22 protein-coding genes are annotated in these 22,413 nt (G+C 71.2%); 21 read left to right on the forward strand and 1 reads right to left on the reverse strand.

Annotation, left to right across the window (positions count from 1 at the left end; all coding sequences use genetic code 11):
* Positions 1 to 70 precede the first annotated feature (70 nt).
* The 21 genes from ABFX81_RS33440 (at position 71) to ABFX81_RS33540 (ending at position 21,566) form a co-directional block, all read left to right on the forward strand.
* Positions 71 to 886 (forward strand): SDR family NAD(P)-dependent oxidoreductase, encoded by an 816-nt coding sequence (locus ABFX81_RS33440; RefSeq protein ID WP_346139113.1) that lies wholly within the window; start codon positions 71 to 73, stop codon positions 884 to 886.
* Positions 887 to 994: 108 nt separating this feature from the next.
* Positions 995 to 2,149 carry an acyl-CoA dehydrogenase family protein gene (locus ABFX81_RS33445; protein WP_086854775.1) on the forward strand — a complete coding sequence of 385 codons (1,155 nt, stop codon included), beginning with the start codon at positions 995 to 997 and terminating at the stop codon, positions 2,147 to 2,149.
* A gap of 88 nt (positions 2,150 to 2,237) precedes the next feature.
* Positions 2,238 to 4,199, forward strand: a complete 1,962-nt coding sequence (locus tag ABFX81_RS33450; protein WP_346139114.1) for an oxidoreductase — start codon at positions 2,238 to 2,240, stop codon at positions 4,197 to 4,199.
* A gap of 94 nt (positions 4,200 to 4,293) precedes the next feature.
* The gene (locus tag ABFX81_RS33455) at positions 4,294 to 5,748 is read left to right on the forward strand and encodes an aldehyde dehydrogenase (protein WP_346139115.1); all 1,455 of its coding nucleotides are present in this window, start codon (positions 4,294 to 4,296) and stop codon (positions 5,746 to 5,748) included.
* A 77-nt stretch (positions 5,749 to 5,825) separates the two neighbouring features.
* On the forward strand, positions 5,826 to 7,355 hold the full coding sequence (locus ABFX81_RS33460) for a GMC family oxidoreductase N-terminal domain-containing protein (RefSeq protein WP_086846727.1): 1,530 nt from the start codon (positions 5,826 to 5,828) through the stop codon (positions 7,353 to 7,355).
* 260 nt (positions 7,356 to 7,615) lie between these two features.
* Entirely contained in the window at positions 7,616 to 8,404 is a 789-nt protein-coding gene (locus ABFX81_RS33465) for an enoyl-CoA hydratase-related protein (protein ID WP_086846725.1), read from the forward strand.
* Between the two features lie 5 nt (positions 8,405 to 8,409).
* Positions 8,410 to 8,796 carry an OB-fold domain-containing protein gene (locus ABFX81_RS33470; RefSeq protein ID WP_086846730.1) on the forward strand — a complete coding sequence of 129 codons (387 nt, stop codon included), beginning with the start codon at positions 8,410 to 8,412 and terminating at the stop codon, positions 8,794 to 8,796.
* A complete protein-coding gene (locus ABFX81_RS33475; RefSeq protein ID WP_086846723.1) occupies positions 8,793 to 9,938 on the forward strand; it encodes a thiolase C-terminal domain-containing protein in 1,146 nt (381 codons plus the stop codon). The genes ABFX81_RS33470 and ABFX81_RS33475 overlap by 4 nt, the downstream gene beginning before the upstream one ends.
* Before the next feature lie 18 nt (positions 9,939 to 9,956).
* The gene (locus ABFX81_RS33480; RefSeq protein WP_086846721.1) at positions 9,957 to 11,159 is read left to right on the forward strand and encodes an acyl-CoA dehydrogenase family protein; all 1,203 of its coding nucleotides are present in this window, start codon (positions 9,957 to 9,959) and stop codon (positions 11,157 to 11,159) included.
* A complete protein-coding gene (locus ABFX81_RS33485; RefSeq protein WP_086846719.1) occupies positions 11,156 to 12,130 on the forward strand; it encodes a phosphotransferase in 975 nt (324 codons plus the stop codon). The genes ABFX81_RS33480 and ABFX81_RS33485 overlap by 4 nt, the downstream gene beginning before the upstream one ends.
* 40 nt (positions 12,131 to 12,170) lie before the next feature.
* Positions 12,171 to 13,400, forward strand: a complete 1,230-nt coding sequence (locus ABFX81_RS33490) for an acyl-CoA dehydrogenase family protein (protein ID WP_346139116.1) — start codon at positions 12,171 to 12,173, stop codon at positions 13,398 to 13,400.
* Positions 13,397 to 14,173, forward strand: a complete 777-nt coding sequence (locus tag ABFX81_RS33495; protein ID WP_086855539.1) for a glucose 1-dehydrogenase — start codon at positions 13,397 to 13,399, stop codon at positions 14,171 to 14,173. Before ABFX81_RS33490 ends, ABFX81_RS33495 begins: the two co-directional genes overlap by 4 nt.
* A complete protein-coding gene (locus tag ABFX81_RS33500; protein ID WP_346139117.1) occupies positions 14,170 to 14,943 on the forward strand; it encodes an SDR family NAD(P)-dependent oxidoreductase in 774 nt (257 codons plus the stop codon). Before ABFX81_RS33495 ends, ABFX81_RS33500 begins: the two co-directional genes overlap by 4 nt.
* Positions 14,940 to 15,749, forward strand: a complete 810-nt coding sequence (locus ABFX81_RS33505; protein WP_346139118.1) for an enoyl-CoA hydratase/isomerase family protein — start codon at positions 14,940 to 14,942, stop codon at positions 15,747 to 15,749. The genes ABFX81_RS33500 and ABFX81_RS33505 overlap by 4 nt, the downstream gene beginning before the upstream one ends.
* A 25-nt stretch (positions 15,750 to 15,774) precedes the next feature.
* On the forward strand, positions 15,775 to 16,923 hold the full coding sequence (locus ABFX81_RS33510) for an acetyl-CoA C-acetyltransferase (protein ID WP_086846389.1): 1,149 nt from the start codon (positions 15,775 to 15,777) through the stop codon (positions 16,921 to 16,923).
* An 85-nt stretch (positions 16,924 to 17,008) separates the two neighbouring features.
* Positions 17,009 to 17,632, forward strand: coding sequence for a TetR-type transcription factor C-terminal domain-containing protein (locus ABFX81_RS33515; RefSeq protein ID WP_086846387.1), 624 nt, complete (start codon positions 17,009 to 17,011; stop codon positions 17,630 to 17,632).
* A gap of 156 nt (positions 17,633 to 17,788) precedes the next feature.
* Positions 17,789 to 18,169 carry a nuclear transport factor 2 family protein gene (locus tag ABFX81_RS33520; protein WP_086846385.1) on the forward strand — a complete coding sequence of 127 codons (381 nt, stop codon included), beginning with the start codon at positions 17,789 to 17,791 and terminating at the stop codon, positions 18,167 to 18,169.
* Positions 18,166 to 18,543: a hypothetical protein gene (locus ABFX81_RS33525; protein ID WP_086846383.1), complete on the forward strand. Its 378-nt coding sequence runs from the start codon at positions 18,166 to 18,168 to the stop codon at positions 18,541 to 18,543. Before ABFX81_RS33520 ends, ABFX81_RS33525 begins: the two co-directional genes overlap by 4 nt.
* Positions 18,544 to 18,586: 43 nt before the next feature.
* Positions 18,587 to 18,907, forward strand: a complete 321-nt coding sequence (locus ABFX81_RS33530) for an EthD family reductase (protein ID WP_086846381.1) — start codon at positions 18,587 to 18,589, stop codon at positions 18,905 to 18,907.
* 29 nt (positions 18,908 to 18,936) lie between these two features.
* Positions 18,937 to 20,448 carry an AMP-binding protein gene (locus ABFX81_RS33535; protein ID WP_086846379.1) on the forward strand — a complete coding sequence of 504 codons (1,512 nt, stop codon included), beginning with the start codon at positions 18,937 to 18,939 and terminating at the stop codon, positions 20,446 to 20,448.
* A gap of 77 nt (positions 20,449 to 20,525) precedes the next feature.
* Positions 20,526 to 21,566, forward strand: a complete 1,041-nt coding sequence (locus ABFX81_RS33540; protein ID WP_086846377.1) for an MBL fold metallo-hydrolase — start codon at positions 20,526 to 20,528, stop codon at positions 21,564 to 21,566.
* A 48-nt stretch (positions 21,567 to 21,614) separates the two neighbouring features.
* On the opposite strand, the gene ABFX81_RS33545 is transcribed toward ABFX81_RS33540, so the two are convergent.
* Entirely contained in the window at positions 21,615 to 22,373 is a 759-nt protein-coding gene (locus ABFX81_RS33545; protein WP_086846375.1) for a glucose 1-dehydrogenase, read from the reverse strand.
* Between the last annotated feature and the right edge of the window lie 40 nt (positions 22,374 to 22,413).

The raw sequence follows: 22,413 nt of genomic DNA on the forward strand, positions 1-22,413 counted from the left end.
CCAGCAGCCGCCACGGTAACAGAGGTGAAGTCAGTTCAATACGACGAGTGCCGACGAAGGAGAGATTGTCTTGACCGGGACAGACAGGCGGACGGATGGGCGGACGGACAGGTTCGCGGGCAAGGTCGCGATGGTGACGGGCGCCGGCTCCGGGATGGGTGCGGCGGCCGCCCGGAAGCTCGCGGCGGAAGGGGCACGGGCCGTCGTCCTGGTGGACCTGAACGGCGACGGGGCCGAGGCCGTCGCGAAGGAGCTGCCGGCCGCTCGGGCGGTCGCACTCGACGTGGCGGATGCGGCTCAGGTCGACGGTGCGGTCCAGGACGTCCTGCGGCGGCACGGGCGGCTCGACGTGCTGGTGCACGCGGCCGGGGTCGACGACCCCGAGGCCAAGGCGCGCATAGCGGACGCCCTGGTCGAGGGGCGACCGGTCGAGGTGACGGGCTCTCTCGACGACGCCGCCTGGCGTCGCGTCATGCGGGCGAATTTGGACGGTACGTTCCACGTGCTGCGCGCCGCGGTGCGGGCCATGCGCCCCTTCGAGGCCGGGTCGATCGTCGTGATCGGCTCGTCGTCGGCCTTCGACACGCCCGTCGGCTATCCCCACTACGCCGCCTCCAAAGCCGCTGTGCACGCGCTGAGCCAGGCCGTGGCCAAAGAGGTCGTCGCGTCCGGGATCCGGGTGAACGTGGTGGCGCCGGGGCCGACCGAGACGGGGATGGCCGCACGCACGCCAGAGGTGCTGCGCGCCGGCTTCGCCGACCCGAGGGTGCGCCCGTACGCGACCGCCGAGGAGATCGCCGACATCGCGTTGTTCCTGGCGAGCGATGCCGCGGCGAACCTGGTCGGCGCGGTGCTGCTCGCCAACGGCGGCCGGTTCACCGTCTGAGCGCATCCGGCTCGCGCACAGGTCTTGCCCGGCCGAAGCCCCGCGACTACGGTAATGAATTGAGTTCAGTTTGTATGTGTGCCGCGTCCGAACGCGATGGAGACTTCCATGCACCGTCGTCACCCCGAGATCGACCCCCAGTCGCTGTCCGAAACAGACGAACAGCGGCAGCTGCGGGCCGTCCTGCGGGATTTCCACACCGAGACAAGTGGTCCCGAGGACGTCCGCAAGCATCTGGCCACCCCGCGTGGACACGACGAGCAGCTCTGGGCGCGGCTCGCGGGGGAGATCGGGGTCCACGGGCTGGCCGTACCCGAGGAGTACGGCGGGGCGGGCTTCACCTTCGCCGAACTGGCCGTGGCCCTGGAGGAATCCGGGCGCGCCCTGTACTGCGCGCCGCTGTTGCCCACAGTGGTCCTCGCCGCTCACGCCCTGCTGTACAGCGGCGACCGCACGGCGTGCGAGCGCTATCTGCCGCGGATCGCCGACGGCACGCTGACCGCGACCGTGGCCGGGTTCGACGCCGCTTCTTCCGACGAGCCCCACGTCACGGCCGAGCAGAGTGGTGCGCGCTGGGTGCTGCGCGGTCGGGCGGACTTCGTGCTCGACGGGGCCGGTGCGGACCTGATCCTCGTACGGGCGCGAACTCCGGCCGGGCCGAGGCTGTTCGCCTGTGAGCCCTCGCCCGACACCAGCCGGCGGACTCCGCGCCGGGTCCTGGACGAGACGCGGCGCCAGGCGCTGGTGGAGTTCCGGGGGGCACCGGCCACCGTGGTGGGCACGGCGGAGGGTACCGAAGACACCGTCGCGGCGACCCTCGACACCGGGCGGGCCGCGCTGGCGGCCGAACAGGTCGGCGGCAGCGGACACGCACTGGACGCCACCGTCGGATTCGCCGGACAGCGCCAGCAGTTCGGGCGGCCCATCGGTTCGTTCCAAGCCGTCAAACACCGCTTGGCCGACGTGCTGGTCGCGCTCGAAGCGGCACGCTCCGCGTCCTCGTACGCGACCGCCTGTGCCGCCGTCGCCTCGCCGCAGCTGCCGGTGGCCGCCTGCGCCGCCGCCGTGGTCTGCTCCGAGACCTTTCGTCTGGCGACGGCCGAGTACGTCCAACTGCACGGCGGCATCGGCTTCACCTGGGAGCATCCGGCCCATCTGTATGTGCGCCGCGCGCGCAGCGCCGAGGTCCTCTTCGGCACGACGGACCGGCATCGGGTCCTGCTCGCCCAGCTCATCGGTCTCACCACCGGCTCCGCCGCCTGACCAGACCGGAGGGCAGAGGCCAAGGACAGAGGACGAGGACAGGCGACGAGCACAGACGACGAGGACAGACAATGAGAGCCGCTGCCGTATGACGCCGACGCAACGCACCCCGCTCGCCCTCGCCGCACCGTTCACTTTCGGCGGGCTGACCCTCCGCAACCGTCTCGTCGCCACCGCCCACGCCACGGCCGCCGTCAGCGACGGCGCTCCCACCGCGGCCGACGCGTCCTACTGGCGGCGGCTGGCCCAGGGCGGCGCCGGCATGGTGATCACCGGAGGCACTGCCGTGGCCCCCGAGTCGACGCTGCCGCAGCGCTATCTGACAGAAGCATGGCGTCCCGAGGCCAGGGACGCCGTGCGCCGCCGCGCCGAGGCCATCACCGACCAGGGCGCCGTGGCCGTCGCGCAGCTCGTCCACCTCGGCCGGGAGACGCTGGGCGCCGGGACGTACTACGCACCGGTCTCCGCCGCGGCCGTGCGCTCGCCCCGCGAGGCGACCGCACCCCATCCGCTGAGCGCCGACGAAGTGCGCGGCGTCGTCGACGCGTTCCGGATCTCCGCGGCGAACAGCGTGCAGGCCGGTTTCCACGGCGTGGAACTGCACGCCGGCCACGGCTACCTGCTCGCCCAGTTCCTCTCCCGGGCCACCAACACCCGCGACGACGCGTACGGTGACCGTATCGCCCTCCTCGCCCAGGTGATCGACGCCATCCGTGCCGAGATCGGTGAACTCCCCATCGGCGTACGGGTGTCAGTGGAGCCCGGCGAGGACTCCGGACTCGGACTGCACGACCTGACCGAGCTGCTGCCACGGCTGTGCGCCGCCTCGCCCTTCGCGTACGTCAACGTCACCACAGGCGTCCGCAACACCTACGTCCCCGGTATGGCCACCACCCGCCCGCCACTGCTGGAGTCCGTGGCCCGGCTCCGCTCGGCGGTCGCGCTGCCGCTCCTGGTCAGCCAGGGCTTCCGGTCGGTGGCGGACATCGAGGGGGCGCTGAGCTCGGGGGCGGATCTGGTCGGGATGGCCCGGCCGTTCATGGCCGACCCCGACTTCGCCCGCAAGGTGATCGCGGGCGACGAGCGATCCGTACGCCCCTGCACGGGCTGCAACGAGGGCTGCCGGACCTTCGAGCCCACCGGGTCGTGCTCGGTGAACCCCGAGCTCGGCCCGCCGGGAGCCGCCACCCGCCCCGCCGTTCCGCTGCTGCTCACCAGACCGGGCGGCCTCAGCGGTCCTGTCGCCGTCCTGGGGGCGGGCCCCGCCGGCATGGAGTGCGCGCTGGCGCTCGCCCGTTCCGGCGCAGAGGTGACCGTCTTCGACACGGCTCGGCAAGCCGGTGGTCAGGCACGCCTCGCCTCCCTCGCCCCGCACCGTCCCGGTTGGCGGAAGTTCGTCGACTACCAGCGCGAGCAACTCGCCGACCTCGGCGTGCCAGTGCTGTTGGGCAGCTCGCCGGGGCCGGAGGCATTGGAGGCGTACGCGGAGATCGTGCTCGCCACCGGCGCGGAGGAAGGGTCCGTCGCCGTGCCCGGCGAGCTTCGGACACTCACGAGTTCCGATTTCCTGTGCCGGTACGCGGACGTCGTACCGGACGCGCCCGCCGTCGCCGTCCTCGACGACGGCTTCGGCTGGTGGCAGGGCATCAGTGCCGCGGAGAGCGCGCTGGCGGCCGGTGCCCGGGAGGTCACCGTCATCACCCCCGGCACCGGTTTCGCGGCAGGCCTGTCGCCGGAGAACCGCACCCAGCTGATGAACCGGCTCACCGGTGCGCCCCTGCGCGTCGTCGCGCTGAGCACCGTGACCTCGACGACCGCCGACGGCGTGCGCCTGCGCCATGTACTGGACGGTCGGGAGACGTCCCTCGCCGCCGATGTCCTGGTCACCGTCGGCGAACGTCGCTCCCGCCGTCCCGACTTCTCCCCGGCCGCCCACCAGACCGTCCGCGCGGTCGGCGACTGCGTCGTACCGCGCCGCATCGCGCACGCCGTCGCGGAGGGGCGCGCGGCCGCCGAGGCCCTGGCCGCGCGGGCCGCGAGGCCGCTGTGACGGTCCGGGGACGGCCGGCGACCCGCCTTCCTCCGCAGTGGTTCCGCGTTTCCGCAGCGAGGCAAGTCCGTTTCCGCAGAGAGGCAGTCCCCGCATGGCCCACCACTACGACCGCATCCTCATCGGAGGGCGGCTCACCGCCCCCTCCACCGATCGCGTCGCGCAGGTCGTCTCACCCAGCATCGAGGAGGTCATCGGCCACGTCCCCCTGGCCTCCACGGCGGACGTCGACGCCGCCGTGGCCGCGGCCCGGCAGGCGTTCGACGCCGGCCCCTGGCCGAGGTGGAGCGTTCGACAGCGCGCCGCGGCCCTGCGCGACCTCGCCGACCGCCTCGACACGCGTGCGGCCGAACTCGCCGGACTGGCCATGGCCGAGACCGGCTGCCCGCGCGGCTTCGCCGAGGGATACTTCGCCGTCGCCCCATCCAACTACCTGCGCTTCTACGCCACGCTGGCCGAGGGACACGTCTTCGAGGAGGAGCGGGTCAACGGACCGGTCCGCACCCTCGTCGTCCGCGAGCCCGTCGGCGTCGTCGTGGCCATCCCCGCCTGGAACGGGCCGCTCCCGCTGACCACCCAGAAGATCGCCGCCGCCCTCATGGCCGGCTGCACGGTCATCGTCAAGGTGCCGGTGCAGGATCCGCTCGCCTGCCATGTGTTCGCCGAGGCCGTCGCCGAATCGGCCGTTCCCGAGGGCGTCATCGGCCTGTTCGCCGCCGATGCCGAGGAGAGCGAGTACGTGGTCTCCCACCCGGGGGTGGACAAGGTCAGCTTCACCGGAAGCACCGCGGTCGGCGCCCGCATCGCCGAGGCCTGCGGCCGTGACATCCGCCGTGTGACCTTGGAACTCGGCGGTAAATCGGCGGCGATCGTGCTGGAGGACGCCGACATCGACACCGTCGTCCCGGCGCTCGTCGGCTGTGGCGCCGCCTTCATGCAGGGCGAGATCTGCACCGCCCAGACGCGCATCCTGCTGCCGCGCTCCCGCTACACCGAGTTCACCGAGGCTCTGGCCCGTCACATGAGCGCCCTGCCCATCGGCGACCCGGCCGACCCCACGACCGTGATCGGACCGATGATCACCGAGGCGCACCGGGCGCGCGTCGAGGAGTACATCACCCTCGGCAGGAAGGAAGGCGCCACCGTGGCCTGCGGCGGAGGCCGCCCCGCGGGCCTGGACACCGGCTGGTACCTCGAACCCACCCTCTTCACCGACGTCACCAACGACATGCGGATCGCGCAGGAGGAGATCTTCGGCCCCGTCGTCGTCGCCATCCCGCACGACGGTCCCGACCACGCCGTCGAACTCGCCAACGACTCGCCGTACGGACTCTCCGGAACCGTCTGGACCCAGGACGAGGAGACCGCCCTGCGGATCGCCCGCCGCGTGCGCACCGGAACCTTCAGCATCAACGCCTACACGCTCGACATCAACGCGCCCTTCGGCGGCAGCAAGAAGTCGGGCATCGGCCGCGAGAACGGACCCGAAGGTCTCGACGACTTCCTCGAACCCAAGTCGATCGCCTTGTCGGGCGCACCCCTCGGCTGAGGCGCGGCTTCGTCTCGAAGTAGAGCCTCATCTCAACGAAGAGCCTCATCTCAACGAAGAGAAGAAGAGAGGTAACCATGGCACGTCGCATAGTGGTGTGCGGCGGTGGTTCCGCCGGTGGTGTCCTGGCCGCCCGGCTCAGCGAGGACCCCGCGAACACCGTCACGCTGGTCGAGGCGGGTCAGGACTACCGCACCCCGGAGGAGACCGCCCCGGAGGTGCTCGACGCCGACCAGTTCGGGTTCACCACACATGACTGGGGCTACGAGTCGGCCGACCACGTCGTCGACGCCGACACCATCCCGATGTTCGGGATCGTCCAGCAGGGCATCGTGCCCGTCCTCCGCGGCAAGGTCATCGGCGGCTCGTCGTCCGTCAACGGCGCCAACGCCCTGCGGCCCACCCCCGAGGACTTCGCCCGCTGGACCGGACTGGGCAACGACCGCTGGTCCTGGGACCAGGTTCTTCCGTACCTGAAGAAGCTGGAGGACGACCCGGTCGGCGGGGAACTGCACGGCACCGGAGGCCCCGTACACATCGAGCGCTTCACCGAGGGCAACGGGCTGCGCCCGGTCATGTCCGCGTTCCTGGAGGCGTGTGCGCAGGCCGGTCACCCCATTCACCAGGACGTCAACGGCGTCGGCCGGCGCGGCGCGGGCCCGATCCCCTTCAACCGCAAGAACGGCATACGGCAGAGCTCGGCCATCGCCTACCTCGGCCCGGCCCGCCACCGCGAGAATCTGACCGTACTGGGCGGACGGACCGTCGACCGCGTGGAGTTCACCGAGGAGGGGACGGCCCGTGCGGTGATCCTCGCCGACGGCACCGCTCTCGAAGCCGACCTGATCGTCCTCTCCGCCGGAGCCATCGGCAGCCCCGCCATCCTGATGCGCTCGGGCATCGGCCCGCGGCGGTTGCTCGAAGAGCTGTCCATCCCCGAGGTCCAGCCCCTCGAAGGCGTCGGCAGGAACCTCCGTGACCACCCCATGGTGTACCTCACCTACGCCGTGGACGAGGAGGCGGTCGGGGAGCTCAGGCCGCCGCTTCAGACCGTCCTGGCGTTCTCCTCGGCGGGAGCGGGCAGCGGGGGCGAAGTCGACCTGCACGCTTTGCCGTTCACGATGGAGCCCGGGGTGATGCTCGTGCCCCTCGCTGTCGTCCGCCCGTACTCGTTGGGCAGGGTGGAGATCACCTCATGCGCTCCTGAGGCCGACCCGAGCATCCGGTTGGGGCTGTTGGACCACCCCGACGACGTACGGCGCATGGTGGCCGGCATCCGGCAGGTCCGGGAGATCATGAGCTCGGGCCCTCTGGAGAAGTACGTACGCGCCGAGACGTGGCCGGGCCCCGAGGCGACCACGGACGCCGACCTCACACGAGCCGTCCTCCAGGGCAAGAACACCTACTGCCACGCGGTGGGCACCTGCGCGATGGGCGGGGAGGGCACCCCGAACGCGGTGGTGGACCAAACCGGCAAGGTACACGGGGTCGACGCGTTGTACGTCGTCGACGCCTCCACCATGCCGGACATCCCGGCCGTGCCGACCAACACCACGGTCATGATGATGGCCGAGCGCTGGGCGGACCAACTGGGCGGCGACGCCTGACAGTCGGTGGCATCACACGCACGACCGCACAGTACGCCCGCACCGAACGAGGGAGCCGGCCGCCGCTCATCCGGCGGCCGGCTCACCGGCATGTCAAGGGGGGGCGGTCAGCTGTCGTGAATTTCTCGTACATCGACTCAGCGACGACCTGTGCGCGAGAGACTGAATCGGATTCGGTTTACTTCGATCCGAAGGCTTGACAGGTGGTCGGCACACTTACAGACTCGTAATGAATTCAGTTCAGTTCAGAGGGGTTGAAGATGGCAGTGGAAGACGAGATCCAGTTCGAGCGCGACGGCCACGTCGCCCGTGTGTGGCTCAACCGCCCGTGGAAGAAGAACTGTGTCACCGTGCCGATCCTGGACCGGCTCGACGAGATCATCACCGAGGTCGACGAGGATCCCGAGCTGCGGGTCCTGGTGGTGCGCGGCCGCGGCGGCACCTTCTGCTCGGGCTTCGACCTCGACAGCCTGAAGGCGGAGTACGTCGGCAAGTCGAACGCGATCGACGTCGCGGTGAAGTCCGCGAAGGTGTGCGACCGCCTCTACTCGATGAAGACCCCCTCGGTCGCGGTCCTGGAGGGCCACGTCACCGCCGGCGGCTTCGAGATCATGATCTCCTGCGACTTCGCCATCGCCGCGGACGACGCCAAGATCGGTGACTTCCACATCCGCCGCGCGCTGTTCGGCGGGGCCGGCCCGATCTACCGGGTGCCGCGCATGATCGGCATCCGCAAGACCAAGGAGCTGATGCTCACCGGCAAGCTCCTCTCCGGTATCGAGGCCGCCGAGTTCGGACTGATCAACAAGTCCGCCCCGGCCGACAAGCTGGACGCGACGGTCGATGACTTCATCGGGGACCTCGTCGACAAGAGCCCCTTCATGATGTGGCTCACGAAGATGACGATCGACCGCAGCCTGGACGCCGACACCCAGTCGCTGATGGTGATGGAGCACCTCGCCGTGGGCGTGGCCCTCAATTCCGAGGACGCGAACGAAGGCGTGTCGGCGTTCCTGGAGAAGCGCGAACCCAAGTGGACGGGGCGTTGATCCGAATGGCCACGGATCCGCGGAGCCCGACCGTCACCGTCGGGCTCCAGGGCTCACGCTGCTCCGGCTGCTCGGTGACGGCCTACCCCGCGGAGGACACGTGCCCGCGCTGCGGGGGACCGGCCGATCCGGCGGTCCTCCAGGGCACGGGCACGCTGTGGACCTGGACAGTGCAGCGGTACGCCCCGAAGTCGCCGCCCTATCAGCCCCCGCCCGGCGGATTCGAGCCGTTCGCGCTCGGCTACGTCGAGCTGGTGGACGGCGTGCGGGTGGCCGCCGTACTCGACGTCGACGACCTCGACGACATCCGCATCGGCATGCCCCTCACCGTGACCGCGGACCACGGCGTCCCGCGGGCCAGGCCCACGACCCCCGGCGAGGAGGGCTCATGAGTACCGACGTCCTGATCTGCGGCGCCGGGCGCACCCCGTTCGGCCGGTCGGAGGCCAGCGGCCGGCAACTGGCCGTCGGCGCGGTGAACGCCGCGCTGGCGGACGCCGGGATCGAGTGGTCGCGGGTGCGGGCCGCCTTCGGCGGCAGCGACAGGGCCGGCCTCGCCGACACGCTGGTGGCCCAACTCGGCCTGACCGGCCTGCCGTTCGTCAACGTCAAGAACGGCTGCGCCACCGGCGGCAGCGCGCTGGTCTCCGCCGTGAACGCGATCCGCTCCGGCATGGCGGACGTCGTCCTCGCCGTCGGCTTCGACAAACACCCGCGCGGCGCCTTCGACCCGAGGCCCGAGGACTGGGGGCTGGGAGCCGAGTACGGCAGCGACGGGCTGATGGTCACCACCCAGTTCTTCGGCATGAAGATCCAGCGCTACATGCACGACCACGGCATCACGCCGCGGACCCTCGCCCTGGTTGCCGAGAAGGCGTACCGCAACGGTGGCCTGACACCCGAGGCCTGGCGGCGCAAGCCCGTGTCCGCCGAGGAGATCCTCGACTCCGGCATGGTCAGCGATCCGCTGACCCGCTACATGTTCTGCTCCCCGGGTGCGGGCGCGGCCGCGCTGGTGCTGTGCTCACCCGAGGCCGCACGCAGCTTGGAGGGCACGCCGGTCACCCTGCGTTCGGCGGCGGTACGCACCCGGCGCTTCGGCTCGTTCGAGGTGTTCAGCCCCTGGATCCCCGGGGGCCGGCTCACCAGCGTCAGCCGTGATGCCTCGGCCGCCGCCTTCGCGGAGGCCGGGATCGGCCCCGGCGACGTCGACGTCTGCCAGTTGCAGGACACCGAGAGCGGCGCCGAGGTCATGCACATGGCCGAGTGCGGGTTCTGCGAGGACGGCGAGCAGGAGCGGCTGGTCGCCTCCGGCGCCACCGGGATCGGCGGGACCCTGCCGGTCAACACCGACGGCGGCTGCATCGCCAACGGCGAACCCATCGGCGCCTCCGGGCTGCGCCAGGTCTACGAGATCGTCCAGCAACTGCGCGGACGGGCCGGCGAACGCCAGGTCCCCGGAGAGCCCAGGGTGGGCTTCACCCATGTGTACGGCGCCCCGGGCGTGAGCGCCTGCACCGTGCTGTCCCGCTGAACGGAGGTGGAGGAAGAGATGAGCGCCATCCCGGAACCCGAGGAGTTCCGCGCCCAGGCCCGGAAGTGGCTCGCCACGGTAGCCCGGCCGCGCACCGCCGACGGGGAGTGGGGCAGCGGCTCCGACTCCGTCGCCGTCTTCGAGAACTGGACCGAGGAGCAGGAGCGCGAGCACACCGCCCGCACCCAGGAGTGGGAACGCACCCGCTACGACCAGGGGTGGGGCGCGCTCAACTGGCAGGAGACGTACGGGGGACGTGGCCTGCCCGCGTACTACGAGCAGCTCTACCGCACCGAAGAGGCGGCCTTCGACGTGCCGCACCGCACCGAGGTCTTCCCGGTGACGCAGCAGCTCGTCGCCCCCGCCATCGGCATCTGGGGCACCGAGGAGCAGAAGGAGCGCTGGCTGCGGCCCATGCTCCGCACCGACGAACTGGCCTGCCAGCTGTTCTCGGAGACCGAGGCAGGATCCGACCTCGCCGCGGTGCGGACCAAGGCCGTGCGCGACGGCGATCACTGGGTGCTGACCGGGCACAAGGTGTGGACCTCCGGTGCCCGCGTCGCGACCTGGGGCGTCGCGGTGTGCCGTACCGATCCGGACGTACGCAAGCACGCCGGCATCACCGTCTTCCTGGTGCGCATGGACGCGCCGGGCGTGACCGTACGGCCCATCCAGCAGATGACGGGCGGCACCAGCTTCAACGAGGTCTACCTCGACGGCGTGGTGGTGCCCGACACCGACCGGCTCGGACCGGTCGGCGAGGGCTGGCGGGTCACGCTCAGCGTGCTGGCCGCCGAACGGCTCGACTCCGGCAACCTCGGCCTGGACAACGCCGACCGGGCGCTGGAACTCGCCGCGAATCTGCCCCGCCCGCTCACGGGCAGCGAGCAGCAGCGGGCCGCCGACCTCCACATCCGCACCCTCGTCCAGCGGCTCATCGGACTGCGCGTGACCGCCGCCCTCGTCGCCGGACGCGAGCCCGGCGCGGAGGCCTCGGTCGGCAAGCTCTACGCCACCGAGACCATGCGGCGCACCAGCGATCTGGTCTCCGAGCTGCTGGGCCCGAGCCTCGCCGCGGACACCGGGGAGTGGGGCACCTACGCCTGGACGGAGCACCTGCTCGGCGCCCCCGGATACAGCATCGCGGGCGGCACCGACGAGATCCAGCACAACATCCTCGCCGAACGCGTACTCGGCCTGCCGAAGGAGCCCGTCCGATGAGCACGGCCACACAGGTGCCGGAGCTGGCCGACCGGGTGCGTGAGCGGCTCACCCGCCTCCATCCGGGCGCCCCGGTCGGCGAGTTGAAGGTGCTGCCGGGCGGACACTCGGGCTTGACGTACTCGGTCACCGCGGGGGACGCCAGGTACGTCGTCAAGGCGGTGCCTCCGGGGCAGCGGCCCGTCGGGCGCAACGACGTGCTGCGCCAGGCACGGGTGCTGGGCGCGCTGGCCGGGTCCGCGGTGCCGGTGCCGGGCGTCGCCGCCCTCGACGAGACCCAACCGGCCTGGTTCGCCATGGACTTCGCGGCCGGGGAGGCCGTCGAGCCGGTGCTCGACGAGCCCGAGGTGCCCGCCGCGACGGCCCGCGCCCGGATGCTGGAGATCGCCGCCGTGCTGCGGCGCCTGCACGCCACCGACGCCCATACGCCCGGACTCGACCCGCCCGAACCACTCGAACCGGCGGGGGAGTTGGAGCGGTGGAGCCGCACCCTGCACGCCGTACCCGACGAACTACGCCCCGGTGGAGAGGAGTTGCTCGCGCGCCTCGCCCGTGACGTGCCCGGCGGCCTCCCCCCGGTGCTGCTGCACGGAGACTTCCGGCTCGGCAACGTGCTGTGCGTCGACAAGCGCGCGGTGGCCGTCGTCGACTGGGAGATCTGGAGCGTCGGAGACCCACGCATCGACCTCGGCTGGTTCCTGCTCTTCGCCGACCACCGCAACTTCCCCCAGCTTGGGCGTCCCGTGCCCGGCCTGCCCAGCGAGGCCGAACTGCTGGACGCCTACCTCGACGGCCGGCCCGCGCTGCCCGCGATGGACTGGTTCCGGGCGCTCGGCCGCATGAAGATGGCCGCGATCATGGGCCACAACCTGCGCCGGCACCGCGAGGGCAAGCACCACGACCCGGACCAGGAGCGACTGCCGCCCACCATCGCCGCGATGATCCGCACGGCACGCGACATCCTCGGCTGATCCGGACCCGCCAGCCACACCACAGCATGAGGAGCAACTCGTGGATTTCGGATTCTCGCCCCGGGCGAGTGAACTCCAGGACCGGATGCGGTCGTTCTTGGAACAGCACGTCATCCCCGCGGAGGCGGTCTACGACCGGCAGCTGGCCGAGGCGGAGGACCCGCACGCGCTGCCGCCCGTGATGACCGAGCTGAAGCAGAAGGCGCGCGCCGAGGGCCTGTGGAACCTCTTCATGGCACACGGCGACTGGGGCGCGGGACTCACCAACGTCGAATACGCACCCCTCATGGAACTGGCGGGCCGCTCCATCATCGGCCCCGAGGTGTTCAACTGCTCGGCGCCCGACACCGGCAACATGGAACTGCTCGCGCTCTACGGCACCCCCGAGCAGCAGGAGCGGTGGCTGCGCCCCCTGCTGGACGCGGAGATCCGGTCCTGCTTCGCCATGACCGAGCCGGAGGTCGCCAGCTCCGACGCGCGCAACATCCGTACCCGCATCACGCGCGACGGCGACAGCTACGTCGTCAACGGCCGTAAGTGGTACACGTCCGGGATCCTCGACCCCGACTGCAAGCTGATCATCCTGATGGGCAAGACCGATCCGGACGCGCCCACCTACCGGCAGCAGAGCATGCTGCTCATCCCCCGTGACACCCCGGGCGTCACGGTCCTGCGCGACCTGCCGATGTTCGGCTACACCGACCGGCTCGGACACGGTGACGTGCTCTTCGAGGACGTCCGCGTGCCCGTGGAGAACATCCTCAGGGGCGAGGGAGAGGGCTTCGCGCTCGCCCAGGGACGGCTCGGTCCGGGGCGGATGCACTACGCGATGCGCGCCGTGGGCTTCGCCGAGCGCGCCCTCCAGCTGATGTGTGAGCGCGTCACCGAACGCACCGCCTTCGGCGGACCGCTCGCCGACCAGGGCGTGGTGCGCGAGTGGATCGCCCGCAGCCGCATCGAGATCGAGCAGCTGCGCCTCCTCGTCCTCAAGTCCGCCTGGCTGATGGACACCGTCGGCAACGCCGCCGCCCGCATGGAGGTCGCCGCGATCAAGGTCGCGGCGCTGGAGGTCGCCCACAAAGTGGTCGACCGAGCGGTGCAGGCGCACGGCGCGGCGGGGGTCAGCGACGACACCGTACTGGCGCGGCTGTACGCCATCACGCGGGCGCTGCGCATCGCCGACGGCCCCGACGAAGTACATCTGCGGACGGTGGCCCGCCAGGAACTCGCCAAGTACAAGAAGACCGACACGAAGGCAGGGGCAGCGTGAGCGCCAACACCCTCGACGGCAAGGTCGCCGTCATCACGGGCGGATCCCGCGGTATCGGGCTCGGCATCGCCACCGCCTACCGGGCGGCCGGCGCGCACGTGGTGATCGCGGCCCGCAAGGCGGCCGGACTCGCCGAGGCGCGCGAGGAGTTGCTGCGCGTCAAGGGCGACGGCGACCTGCACACGGTGGTGGCCAACGCCGGCGAACCCGAGCAGGCCGAAGCGTGCGTCGACGAGACCATGGCCCGCTTCGGCCGGGTCGACATCCTCGTCAACAACGCGGCCACGAACCCGTACCACGGCGATCTGCTCGACCTGGACCTGCCGCGCGCGGAGAAGACCGTACGCGTCAACCAGTACGGCATGATCGCCTGGACCCGGTCGGCCTGGCGGGCCTGGATGGCCGAGCACGGGGGAGCGGTGGTCAACATCGCCTCCGTAGGCGGGCTGATCGTCGACCCGCACATCGGCTACTACAACGCCACCAAGGCCGCCATGCTGCACATGACCCGGCAGCTCGCCTACGAACTCGGGCCGCGGGCACGGGTGAACGCCATCGCCCCCGGGCTGATCAAGACAGAGCTGGCGCGGGCGGTATGGGAGGTGCGTGAGCCGATCCTCACGGCCAAGCTGCCGCTGCGGCGCCTCGGCACGGTGGAGGACGTGGCGAACGCGGCGCTGTTCCTGGCCTCCGACGCCTCCTCCTGGATGACCGGCCAGACCCTCGTGCTCGACGGCGGAGCGACCGCCCTGCCGATCGGGGTGGACGAGTGAGCGCGCCGCAGTCGACCGCCGAGCTGTTCTCGCTCCAGGGCAGGACAGCCGTCGTCACCGGCGCCTCCGCCGGGCTCGGCGCACGCTTCGCCGCCGTCCTCGCGCAGGCCGGTGCCACCGTGTTCGCCGCGGCCCGCCGCATCGACCGGCTGAAGGAACTCGCCGACTCCGACGCGCGCATCCACCCCGTGGCCTGTGACGTCTCGCTCGCCGCCGACCGTACGCGGCTGGCCGAGACCGCGCTGGCCGCCACCGGCCGTCTCGACATCCTGGTCAACAACGCGGCCAGCTCCGGCGAGACCCGCGCCGAGGACGAATCGCCGGATGCCTTCGCCGACGTCCTCGGCGTCAACCTCACCGCGCCCTACCACCTGGCCCGCCTCACCGCCGAGGCACCCGGTGACACGGGCGGCAGGAGCATCATCAACGTCTCCTCCATCCTCGGCCTGGTGACCGCCGCCCCCCTCGGCGGCGCGAGTTACTCGGCGTCCAAGGCCGGACTGATCGGCTTGACCCGGGAGTTGGCCGGACAGTGGGGCCGCGGTGGCATACGCGTCAACGCGCTCGCCCCGGGCTGGTTCCGCACCGAGATGACCGCCGGCCTCTTCGGCGACGAGCGCTCCAGCCGCTGGGTCGAGCGCAACACCCTGCTGGGGCGGGGTGGCGACGGCCATGAACTCGACGGCGCGCTGCTGTTCCTCGCCTCGGACGCCTCCTCGTACTGCACCGGACAGGTGCTGACCGTCGACGGCGGCTGGACGGCCCGATGACGGCCGGGACGATGAGCGTCGGCGTCGAGATCGACGACAGCGGCCTGGCCCGCGTCACCCTGCGCCGGGGCGAGGCGGGCAACGCCATCGACCTGGACCTGGCGCGCGGACTGCTGGAGGCGGCGCGGGCCTGCGAGCGTGCGGCCGTGCGGGCGGTGCTGCTGACCGGCGAGGGGAAGTCCTTCTGCGTCGGCGGTGACCTCAGGGAGTTCTCACGGCTCTCCGGCGAGGCACTGGAGAAGCACCTGACCGCGGTGACCGACGCGTTGCACGACGCCCTGCGTACGTTCGCCGCGAGCGACGCGCCCGTGGTGGCCGCCGTGCAGGGTGCCGTGGCGGGGGCGGGCATCGGCCTGGCCGCTGCGGCCGATGTGACCCTCGCCGCCGACGACGCCTCGTTCACCGCCGCGTACACCGGCATCGGTTACTCACCGGACGCCGGAGTCAGCTGGTTCCTGCCCCGTCTCGTCGGCCCCAAGCGGGCCCTGGACCTGCTGCTGACCAACCGCCATGTACCGGCGGCGGAGGCCGAGGCGATCGGACTGGTGAGCCGTACCGTGGCCCCCGACCGGTTGGCCGCCGAGGCCGAGCGCACCGCTGAGGCGCTGCGCAGTGGACCCACCGCCGCCTTCGGCGTCACCCGGCGGCTCGTCGCCGCCGGACTGACCACCGACCTCGGGCCGCACCTGGACCGCGAGGCCCGTGCGCTCGCCGCCGCGGCCGCCTCCGACACGGGCCGTGAGGGCGTCGCCGCGTTCCTGGGCAAGAGAAGGCCCGACTTCACGCGCATCCCGCCCAGCCCCTGATCCGTACCGAACCCTGGAGCCCACCGTGCCGGAAGCATTCATCGTCGGAGCCGTTCGCACTCCTGTCGGCCGTCGCAAGGGCGCACTCAGCGACGTGCACCCCGCCGATCTCGGCGCTCATGTGCTGCGCGCGCTGCTGGAACGCACCGGCGCCGACCCCGAGGCCGTCGACGACGTGTACTTCGGGTGCGTCAGCCAGCTCGGTGCCCAGACCGGGAACATCGCCCGCACCGCCTGGCTGTCCGCGGGGCTGCCGCAGCATGTCCCCGGCACCACCATCGACCGTCAGTGCGGTTCCTCCCAGCAGGCCGTGCACTTCGCGGCGCAAGCGGTCGGCTCCGGCGCCGCCGACCTGGTGGTCGCCGGCGGGGTGGAGGTGATGAGCCTGGTGCCCATTGCCAGCCCGATGTTCGTAGGTGAACAGGCCGGCATGGGCAGCCCCTACGCGGGGGACGGCTGGCGCGAGCGCTTCGGGGACCAGGAGGTCTCGCAGTTCCGCGGGGCCGAGCTGATCGCCGAGAACTGGGGCGTCTCCCGCACCGACATGGAACGGTTCGCGCTCGCCAGCCACCAGCGGGCCCTCGCCGCCCAGGCCGACGGCGCCTTCGACGACGAGATCACCCCGGCCTTCGGGCTGACCGCCGACGAGGGCCCGCGTGCCGACACCACCCTGGAGAAGATGGCCGGCCTGAAGACCCTCACGGAGGGCGGCCGGCTCACCGCGGCCGTCTCCAGCCAGATCTCCGACGGGGCCGCCGCCCTGCTGATCGCCTCCGCGGAGGCGGTGCGCCGCCACGGTCTGACCCCGCTGGCCCGCGTGCACACCATGACCGTGGTCGGCTCCGACCCGATCCAGATGCTGACCGGCCCGATCCCCGCCACCGAGAAGGTCCTGAAGAAGGCCGGGCTGTCGATCGGCGAGATCGACCTGGTCGAGATCAACGAGGCGTTCGCCTCGGTCGTCCTCGCCTGGCAGAAGGAGATCGGCGCCGCCCCGGAGCGGGTCAACGCCTTCGGCGGCGCCATCGCGCTCGGGCATCCGCTCGGCGCCACCGGTGCCCGGCTCATGACCACGCTCGTCCACCAGCTGCGCAGGACCGGTGGACGCTATGGTCTGCAGACGATGTGCGAGGGCGGCGGCATGGCCAATGCCACCGTGCTGGAGCGCCTCTGACCGGAAGTCGATTGGCAACTGAGTTCAGCTTGGGGCTACTCTCGGGTACGCACGAGGTGGGCGGCAGCCAGGAGACGGGTCAGTCATGGCGACAAAGATCGTTGAACCGGAAGCGGGGCCGAGGTCCAAGCGCGCCGCCATTCTGGCGGCCGCCGTCGATCATTTCGGCGAGGCGGGCTTCGAGGCCACCAAGTGGTCCACCGTGGCGGAGCGGGTCGGCATCGGGCAGACCGCTCTGTACCACTACTTCGAGTCCAAGACCCACTGCCTGCTCACCATCATGCGGCTGGAGCTGCAGCGTTCCCACGACAAGTTCACGGAGGCGACGGCGGACGTCGCGGAGCCGGTGGAGGCGCTCCGGGCGGCCGTGCGCGCGGCGTACGACGTCTCCGACCAAGAAGTCCTGCAGATGCGCATCCTGCAGAACCACATGGACCTGCTCTCCGGCCCGCGCAAGTCCAAGCGGGAGGAGGCCGAGCGCGTCGCGGCCCGCCAGCTGGTCCAGCTCGTCGAGCGGGACTGGACGAACCTGCTGGTGAAGGGCATGTCCCAGGGCGCGTTCCCGCTGCGGGACGCGCAGCTGCTGGGCGCGAGCGTGCTGGGGCTGATCGTGAGCGTCTGGCGGTGGTACCGGCCGTCGGGGCCGACGCCGCTGTCGGAAGTCAGCGAACTGATCGAGGGTGCCTGCGTGCGGATGGTCGCCACGTGACGCCCTGAGCGTCCCGGCTTGTGGCCCCCGGCGGATTCCGCCGGGGGCTTCGTGCTATTGCCAGGCGTGTTTCCACGGGATTACCATCCTAACTGAATTGAACTTGGCTCAGGTTGATCACCCAAGGGAAGCGCCGCCGACCGAAAGGGCTCACTCATGGCGTTGCGCGCGTACATGGCCAGTATGGACAGCCGGCATCCGGAGCGGACGCTGGAGTTGCTCGAACCTGATTTCCGCTTCCTCCTCGCCCTGCCGGGCAAGGAGGTCGTAGGCAAGTCCAAAGAGGACTTCGCGGCGTACATCGCCGGCCGCGGTGCCGTCGACCGGTCGCACGAGATCCTGCGGTACAGCCGGGACGGCGACCTCGAGACGGTCTACGGAGTGGTGACGGAGGGCGGGCGGTACACCGGCTCCTTCCTCTCGGCCGCGGTGATCTCGCCCGGCGGACTCCTGGCCCGCTACCAGTCCTTCTTCACCACGTCCTTCGAGCTCGTCGACTGGACAGGGCAGGCCACGAACGACAGGAGCCGGGCATGACCGACGCCTCCGCCGCGGCCCCCTTCCTCACCGCGTGGTTCGAGATCCTCGACGGGGACGAGCCGTCCCGGATCCTCGACCTGATCAGCGACGACTTCTCGCTGTCCATCCTCTTCTCCACCGGCGACGGCAAGGCCACCGACTTCGCCGGCGACCGCGCCGCCCTCGTGGGCTACCTCGAACAGCGTGAGAAGGGCACCCGCACCCACCACCGGCTGTCCGCGACCACGCTCGGCCAGGACGAGCTCTTCCTGGGCGAGGTCCGCCGCGCGGGCGTCCCCGAGGCGAGCTTCGTCGCCGCCGGGCGGGTGAACGACGAGGGCCGGCTGCAGCGCCTGCTGATCGGCCGCTCGTCGGAGATCCGCTTCACCTGAGTGCACGACCGACCATGTACGCGACCATGTACGGAGGACCGTCATGTACAACCTCGTCCTGCTGGCAGCTCGGCCTCCGGAGTGGACGCACGAGCAGTTCATCGCGTGGTGGCGCGGCGACCACGCGGAGCTGACCTACCGGCTGCCAGGACTGCGCGCCTGGCGGCACACCGAGATAGACGCCGCCCTGGAGCCGCGCTCCGAAGGCTGGGACGGGATCTCCGTGCTCGGCTTCGACTCCCCGGAGGACCTGAGGAAGGCCCTCGCGAGCCCCGAGTGGGCCGAGGCCGTCGCACAGGTCGGCGACATGAAGGGCCGCCGCATCGCGGTCATGGGGCACGAGGCGGAGATGTTCGCCGCCTGACGTTCGGGACATCGCCAGCGAGGGACAAGATGCGACAGGTAGTGCGGGAGTTCCAACAGAAGGCGCACGAGAAGGACTTCGTCGCCGTCATCGACGACGAGGGCAGCCATACGGCACGGCAGCTGCTCGACGAGGCCACGCTGCTGGCCGCAGCGCTGTCCGACGGAAGGGCCGACGGAGCGGGCGGCACCGTCATGGTCCAGGCCGACAACTCATGGCGTACCGTGGCCGCCACCCTCGCCGTCGGGCTGAGCGGTGGTGTCATCGCGGTCGTCAACCGGCACACCACTCACGCCGAGTTCTCCGCGGCCTGGGAGGACATCCGCCCGGACGCCGTGGTCGCCGAGCCCTCCGCGATGGACGAATGGGCGGTGGCCGACCGGCTCCCGGGCGGGCCGCGGCAGGTGCTCGACGGCTGGACGTGCCTGGCCACGCCCCACACACGTGGGGTGTCGCGCTGGTCGGGCGGCGCCCTGATCGGCCTCACCTCCGGGTCGACCGGGCGGCCCAAAGGGGTCGTACAGTCCGAGTCGGCCCTGCGCTATGCCGCATCGTGCACGGTCACCGTCAACGGCCTGTCGCCCGGCGACGCCGTCGCCGCGATCGTGCCGCTGTCGTCGACGGCGGCGTACTGCTTCGGTGTCTACCTCTCCCTCCTGCTGCGCGGGCCGCTCGTCATGACGGGGAAGTGGCACAGGGCCGTCGCGCTGCGGCGGATGGCCGACGCCGATGTCCGCTGGACCATGTGCGTACCGACCATGGCGCTCCAGATGGGCGCCGAGGCGGCCGGCTCCGGCATCCTCGGCGGAGTCCGGTCGATCACCGTCGGCGGCGGTCCGATGGACCGTGGAGCACTGGCCCGGGCGGAGCAGTCCCTGGGCACCAGGATCCTGCGCGTCTTCGGCATGTCCGAGTGCCTCGGCCACACTTCGCCCAGCCCGGACGACCCCGAGGAGATCCGGCTCGGGAGAGACGGCCGCCCCTTCCCGGGTACGGACATCCGCGCGCTCACCCCCGACGGCCGGACCGCCGGACCAGGCGTGACCGGGCGGGCCCAGGTGCGCGGGCCTTCCCTCTTCCTCGGCTACGCCCGCGACGGCGAGGTCGCGCCGGCGGCACTGACGGAGGACGGCTACCTGCCCACCGGGGACCTGCTGATGACCCATGAAGACGGCACCATCAGCATCATGGGCCGCGAGAAGGACATCATCATCCGTGGCGGCCGCAACATCGACATCACCGAAATAGAGCGGGCGGTCGCCAGTTATCCCCGTGTGGCCAGGGTCTGTGTCGCGGCGGTTCCCGATGACGTGCTCGGTGAACGCGTGGCACTGCTCGTCGTCACCGAGGACGGCGGCGGCATCGGCCTGGCCGAGGTGACCGGGCACCTGGAGAGCGTAGGTCTGTCCAAGACCAAATGGCCCGAATTCGTCTACGGTATCCAGGAGTTGCCCCAGACCAAGGTCGGCAAGCTCGACCGCGGCGGGGCCCGGGACCTGGCCGTCAGACTGCATGCCAGGACGACCGACGACCACGCCTGACGAGGCGGCCATCCGCAAGACCGTGCCGCCGCGCGTGCCGAAGGCATGACGCCGGGGCGCACACGACAAGGAGGATCATGACAACGCGGTTCGACCAGGGCCCGTGGGCCGCAGCCGGAGTGCAGACCGTACAGCCCGGGGTGCACCGCGTTCCTCTGCCCCTCCCCAACGACGGCCTGCACGCGGTCAACGTCTACCTTCTGGAGGACCTCGCCGACGACGGTGGGATCGTCATGATCGACGGCGGCTGGGCGATCCCCGAGGCGCGCAAGGCGCTCGAGGAAGCCCTGTCCGCCATCGGCCGCGACCTAGGCGACATCAGCCACATCCTGGTCACCCACATCCACCGCGACCACTACACGCAGGCGGTGGAACTGCGCCGGCTGCTGGGCTCGCGCGTCTACCTCGGAGCCGGGGAACGTCCGGGTCTGGAGAAGCTCGGGCGGCTGCGCAGCGACGTACCCGTGAGCTCACTGGAGACCCTGCGCAGGGCAGGCGCCGGCGAACTGGCGGACCGTATCCGGGCGATGGACCACGGCGGCTTCGACCCGACCGTGTGGGAGGCGCCCGACCACTGGCTCGCTGCCGGGACCCTCCGCTTCGGCGACCGCGAGCTGTGCGTCGTACCGACTCCGGGACACACGAAGGGACATGTGGTCTTCCTGGACGAGCAGCGGAACCTGCTGTTCTCCGGGGACCACGTCCTGCCGCACATCACTCCGTCCATCGGCTTCGAACTGTCCGAGCCGGACGGCCGTCCGCTCGCCGACTACCTGGACTCGCTGCGGCTGATGAACCGGTACGCGGACGCCCGTCTGCTGCCCGCGCACGGCCCGGTCTCCGACAGCACGCACACCCGGGTCGCCGAGTTGCTCGCCCACCACGACGACCGGCTGGCCAGGAGCCTGACGGCGATGGGCGACGACACGCTCGACGCCCACGCGGTGGCGCGCAAGCTCGGGTGGACGCGCCGGGCCGTGGCGTTCGGCGACCTGAGTGCCTTCAACCAGATGCTCGCGGTCAACGAGACGGCGGCGCACCTGGATGTCCTCGTGCTCCAGGGGCGGGTGACCGTGGCAATCGTGGGCGGGGTGCATCAGTACACGCGCGTGCGGTGATCTCACGGTGCGGTGACCTCGTCGCCGCGGTGCCTTTCGGCTCCGGGGTCAGCGTGCCGTCCAACCCCCGTCCACGTACAGCTCGGAGCCGGTGACGAAGCTCGCGTCGGGTGAGGCGAGGAACGCCACCGCTCCCGCGACCTCGTCGGGTCGGCCCAGCCGCCCCAGCGGGGTGCCCTCGACCATCGCGGCATGCCGTTCCGTGCCCCGCCACAGGTCGCGGGAGCGGGGCGTTTCTATGAAGCCGGGGTGGATCGAGTTGACGCGCACCCCGCGCGTGGCCCAGTGCAGCGCGGCGTTCTTCGTCATCAGCCGGACCGCGCCCTTGGCCGCGTGGTACGAGAACTGGCTCCCGAAGCCGCCGACCGTACCGAAGATCGAGGCGATGTTGACGATCGAGCCACCACCGGAGCGGTCGATCGCGGGACCGCCGTACTTCATGCCGAGCCAGACACCGGTCTGCGTGACGCCGATGACCCTGTCCCAGGATTCCCGGGTCTCCGTCTCCACCGTTCGCATCTCGGCGATGCCCGCGTTGTTGACGAGCACGGACAGCCCGCCCAGTTCGGCGACGACCCGCTCGACCGTGCGGCGCCACGCCTCCTCGTCGCTGACGTCGAGGGCCAGGCCGATCGCTCGCGCCCCCTCGTCCGTCAGCTCCTTCGCGAGTGCCTCACAGCGGCCGGCGTCCACGTCGGTCACCGCCACCGCGGCACCCTCCGCGGCCAGTCGGCGTACGACGGCGTCTCCTATGCCACCGGTGGCGCCGGTCACCAGGGCGATCATTCCGGACAGCCGGTCTCGCACGGGTCCTCCTCGAGTACATCAGTGCCGGTGGCCAAGTGGG

The organism is Streptomyces coeruleofuscus (assembly GCF_039532725.1).
Classification (GTDB): Bacteria; Actinomycetota; Actinomycetes; order Streptomycetales; family Streptomycetaceae; genus Streptomyces; species Streptomyces coeruleofuscus.

Coding starts and splice junctions, on each gene's coding strand:
- ABFX81_RS33535 (WP_086846379.1), top strand. CDS start 18,937: ATGCGACAGGTAGTGCGGGAGTTCCAACAGAAGGCGCACGAGAAGGAC.
- ABFX81_RS33530 (WP_086846381.1), top strand. CDS start 18,587: ATGTACAACCTCGTCCTGCTGGCAGCTCGGCCTCCGGAGTGGACGCAC.
- ABFX81_RS33540 (WP_086846377.1), top strand. CDS start 20,526: ATGACAACGCGGTTCGACCAGGGCCCGTGGGCCGCAGCCGGAGTGCAG.
- ABFX81_RS33455 (WP_346139115.1), top strand. CDS start 4,294: ATGGCCCACCACTACGACCGCATCCTCATCGGAGGGCGGCTCACCGCC.
- ABFX81_RS33470 (WP_086846730.1), top strand. CDS start 8,410: ATGGCCACGGATCCGCGGAGCCCGACCGTCACCGTCGGGCTCCAGGGC.
- ABFX81_RS33525 (WP_086846383.1), top strand. CDS start 18,166: ATGACCGACGCCTCCGCCGCGGCCCCCTTCCTCACCGCGTGGTTCGAG.
- ABFX81_RS33485 (WP_086846719.1), top strand. CDS start 11,156: ATGAGCACGGCCACACAGGTGCCGGAGCTGGCCGACCGGGTGCGTGAG.
- ABFX81_RS33465 (WP_086846725.1), top strand. CDS start 7,616: ATGGCAGTGGAAGACGAGATCCAGTTCGAGCGCGACGGCCACGTCGCC.
- ABFX81_RS33515 (WP_086846387.1), top strand. CDS start 17,009: ATGGCGACAAAGATCGTTGAACCGGAAGCGGGGCCGAGGTCCAAGCGC.
- ABFX81_RS33480 (WP_086846721.1), top strand. CDS start 9,957: ATGAGCGCCATCCCGGAACCCGAGGAGTTCCGCGCCCAGGCCCGGAAG.
- ABFX81_RS33445 (WP_086854775.1), top strand. CDS start 995: ATGCACCGTCGTCACCCCGAGATCGACCCCCAGTCGCTGTCCGAAACA.
- ABFX81_RS33520 (WP_086846385.1), top strand. CDS start 17,789: ATGGCGTTGCGCGCGTACATGGCCAGTATGGACAGCCGGCATCCGGAG.
- ABFX81_RS33475 (WP_086846723.1), top strand. CDS start 8,793: ATGAGTACCGACGTCCTGATCTGCGGCGCCGGGCGCACCCCGTTCGGC.
- ABFX81_RS33450 (WP_346139114.1), top strand. CDS start 2,238: ATGACGCCGACGCAACGCACCCCGCTCGCCCTCGCCGCACCGTTCACT.
- ABFX81_RS33460 (WP_086846727.1), top strand. CDS start 5,826: ATGGCACGTCGCATAGTGGTGTGCGGCGGTGGTTCCGCCGGTGGTGTC.
- ABFX81_RS33505 (WP_346139118.1), top strand. CDS start 14,940: ATGACGGCCGGGACGATGAGCGTCGGCGTCGAGATCGACGACAGCGGC.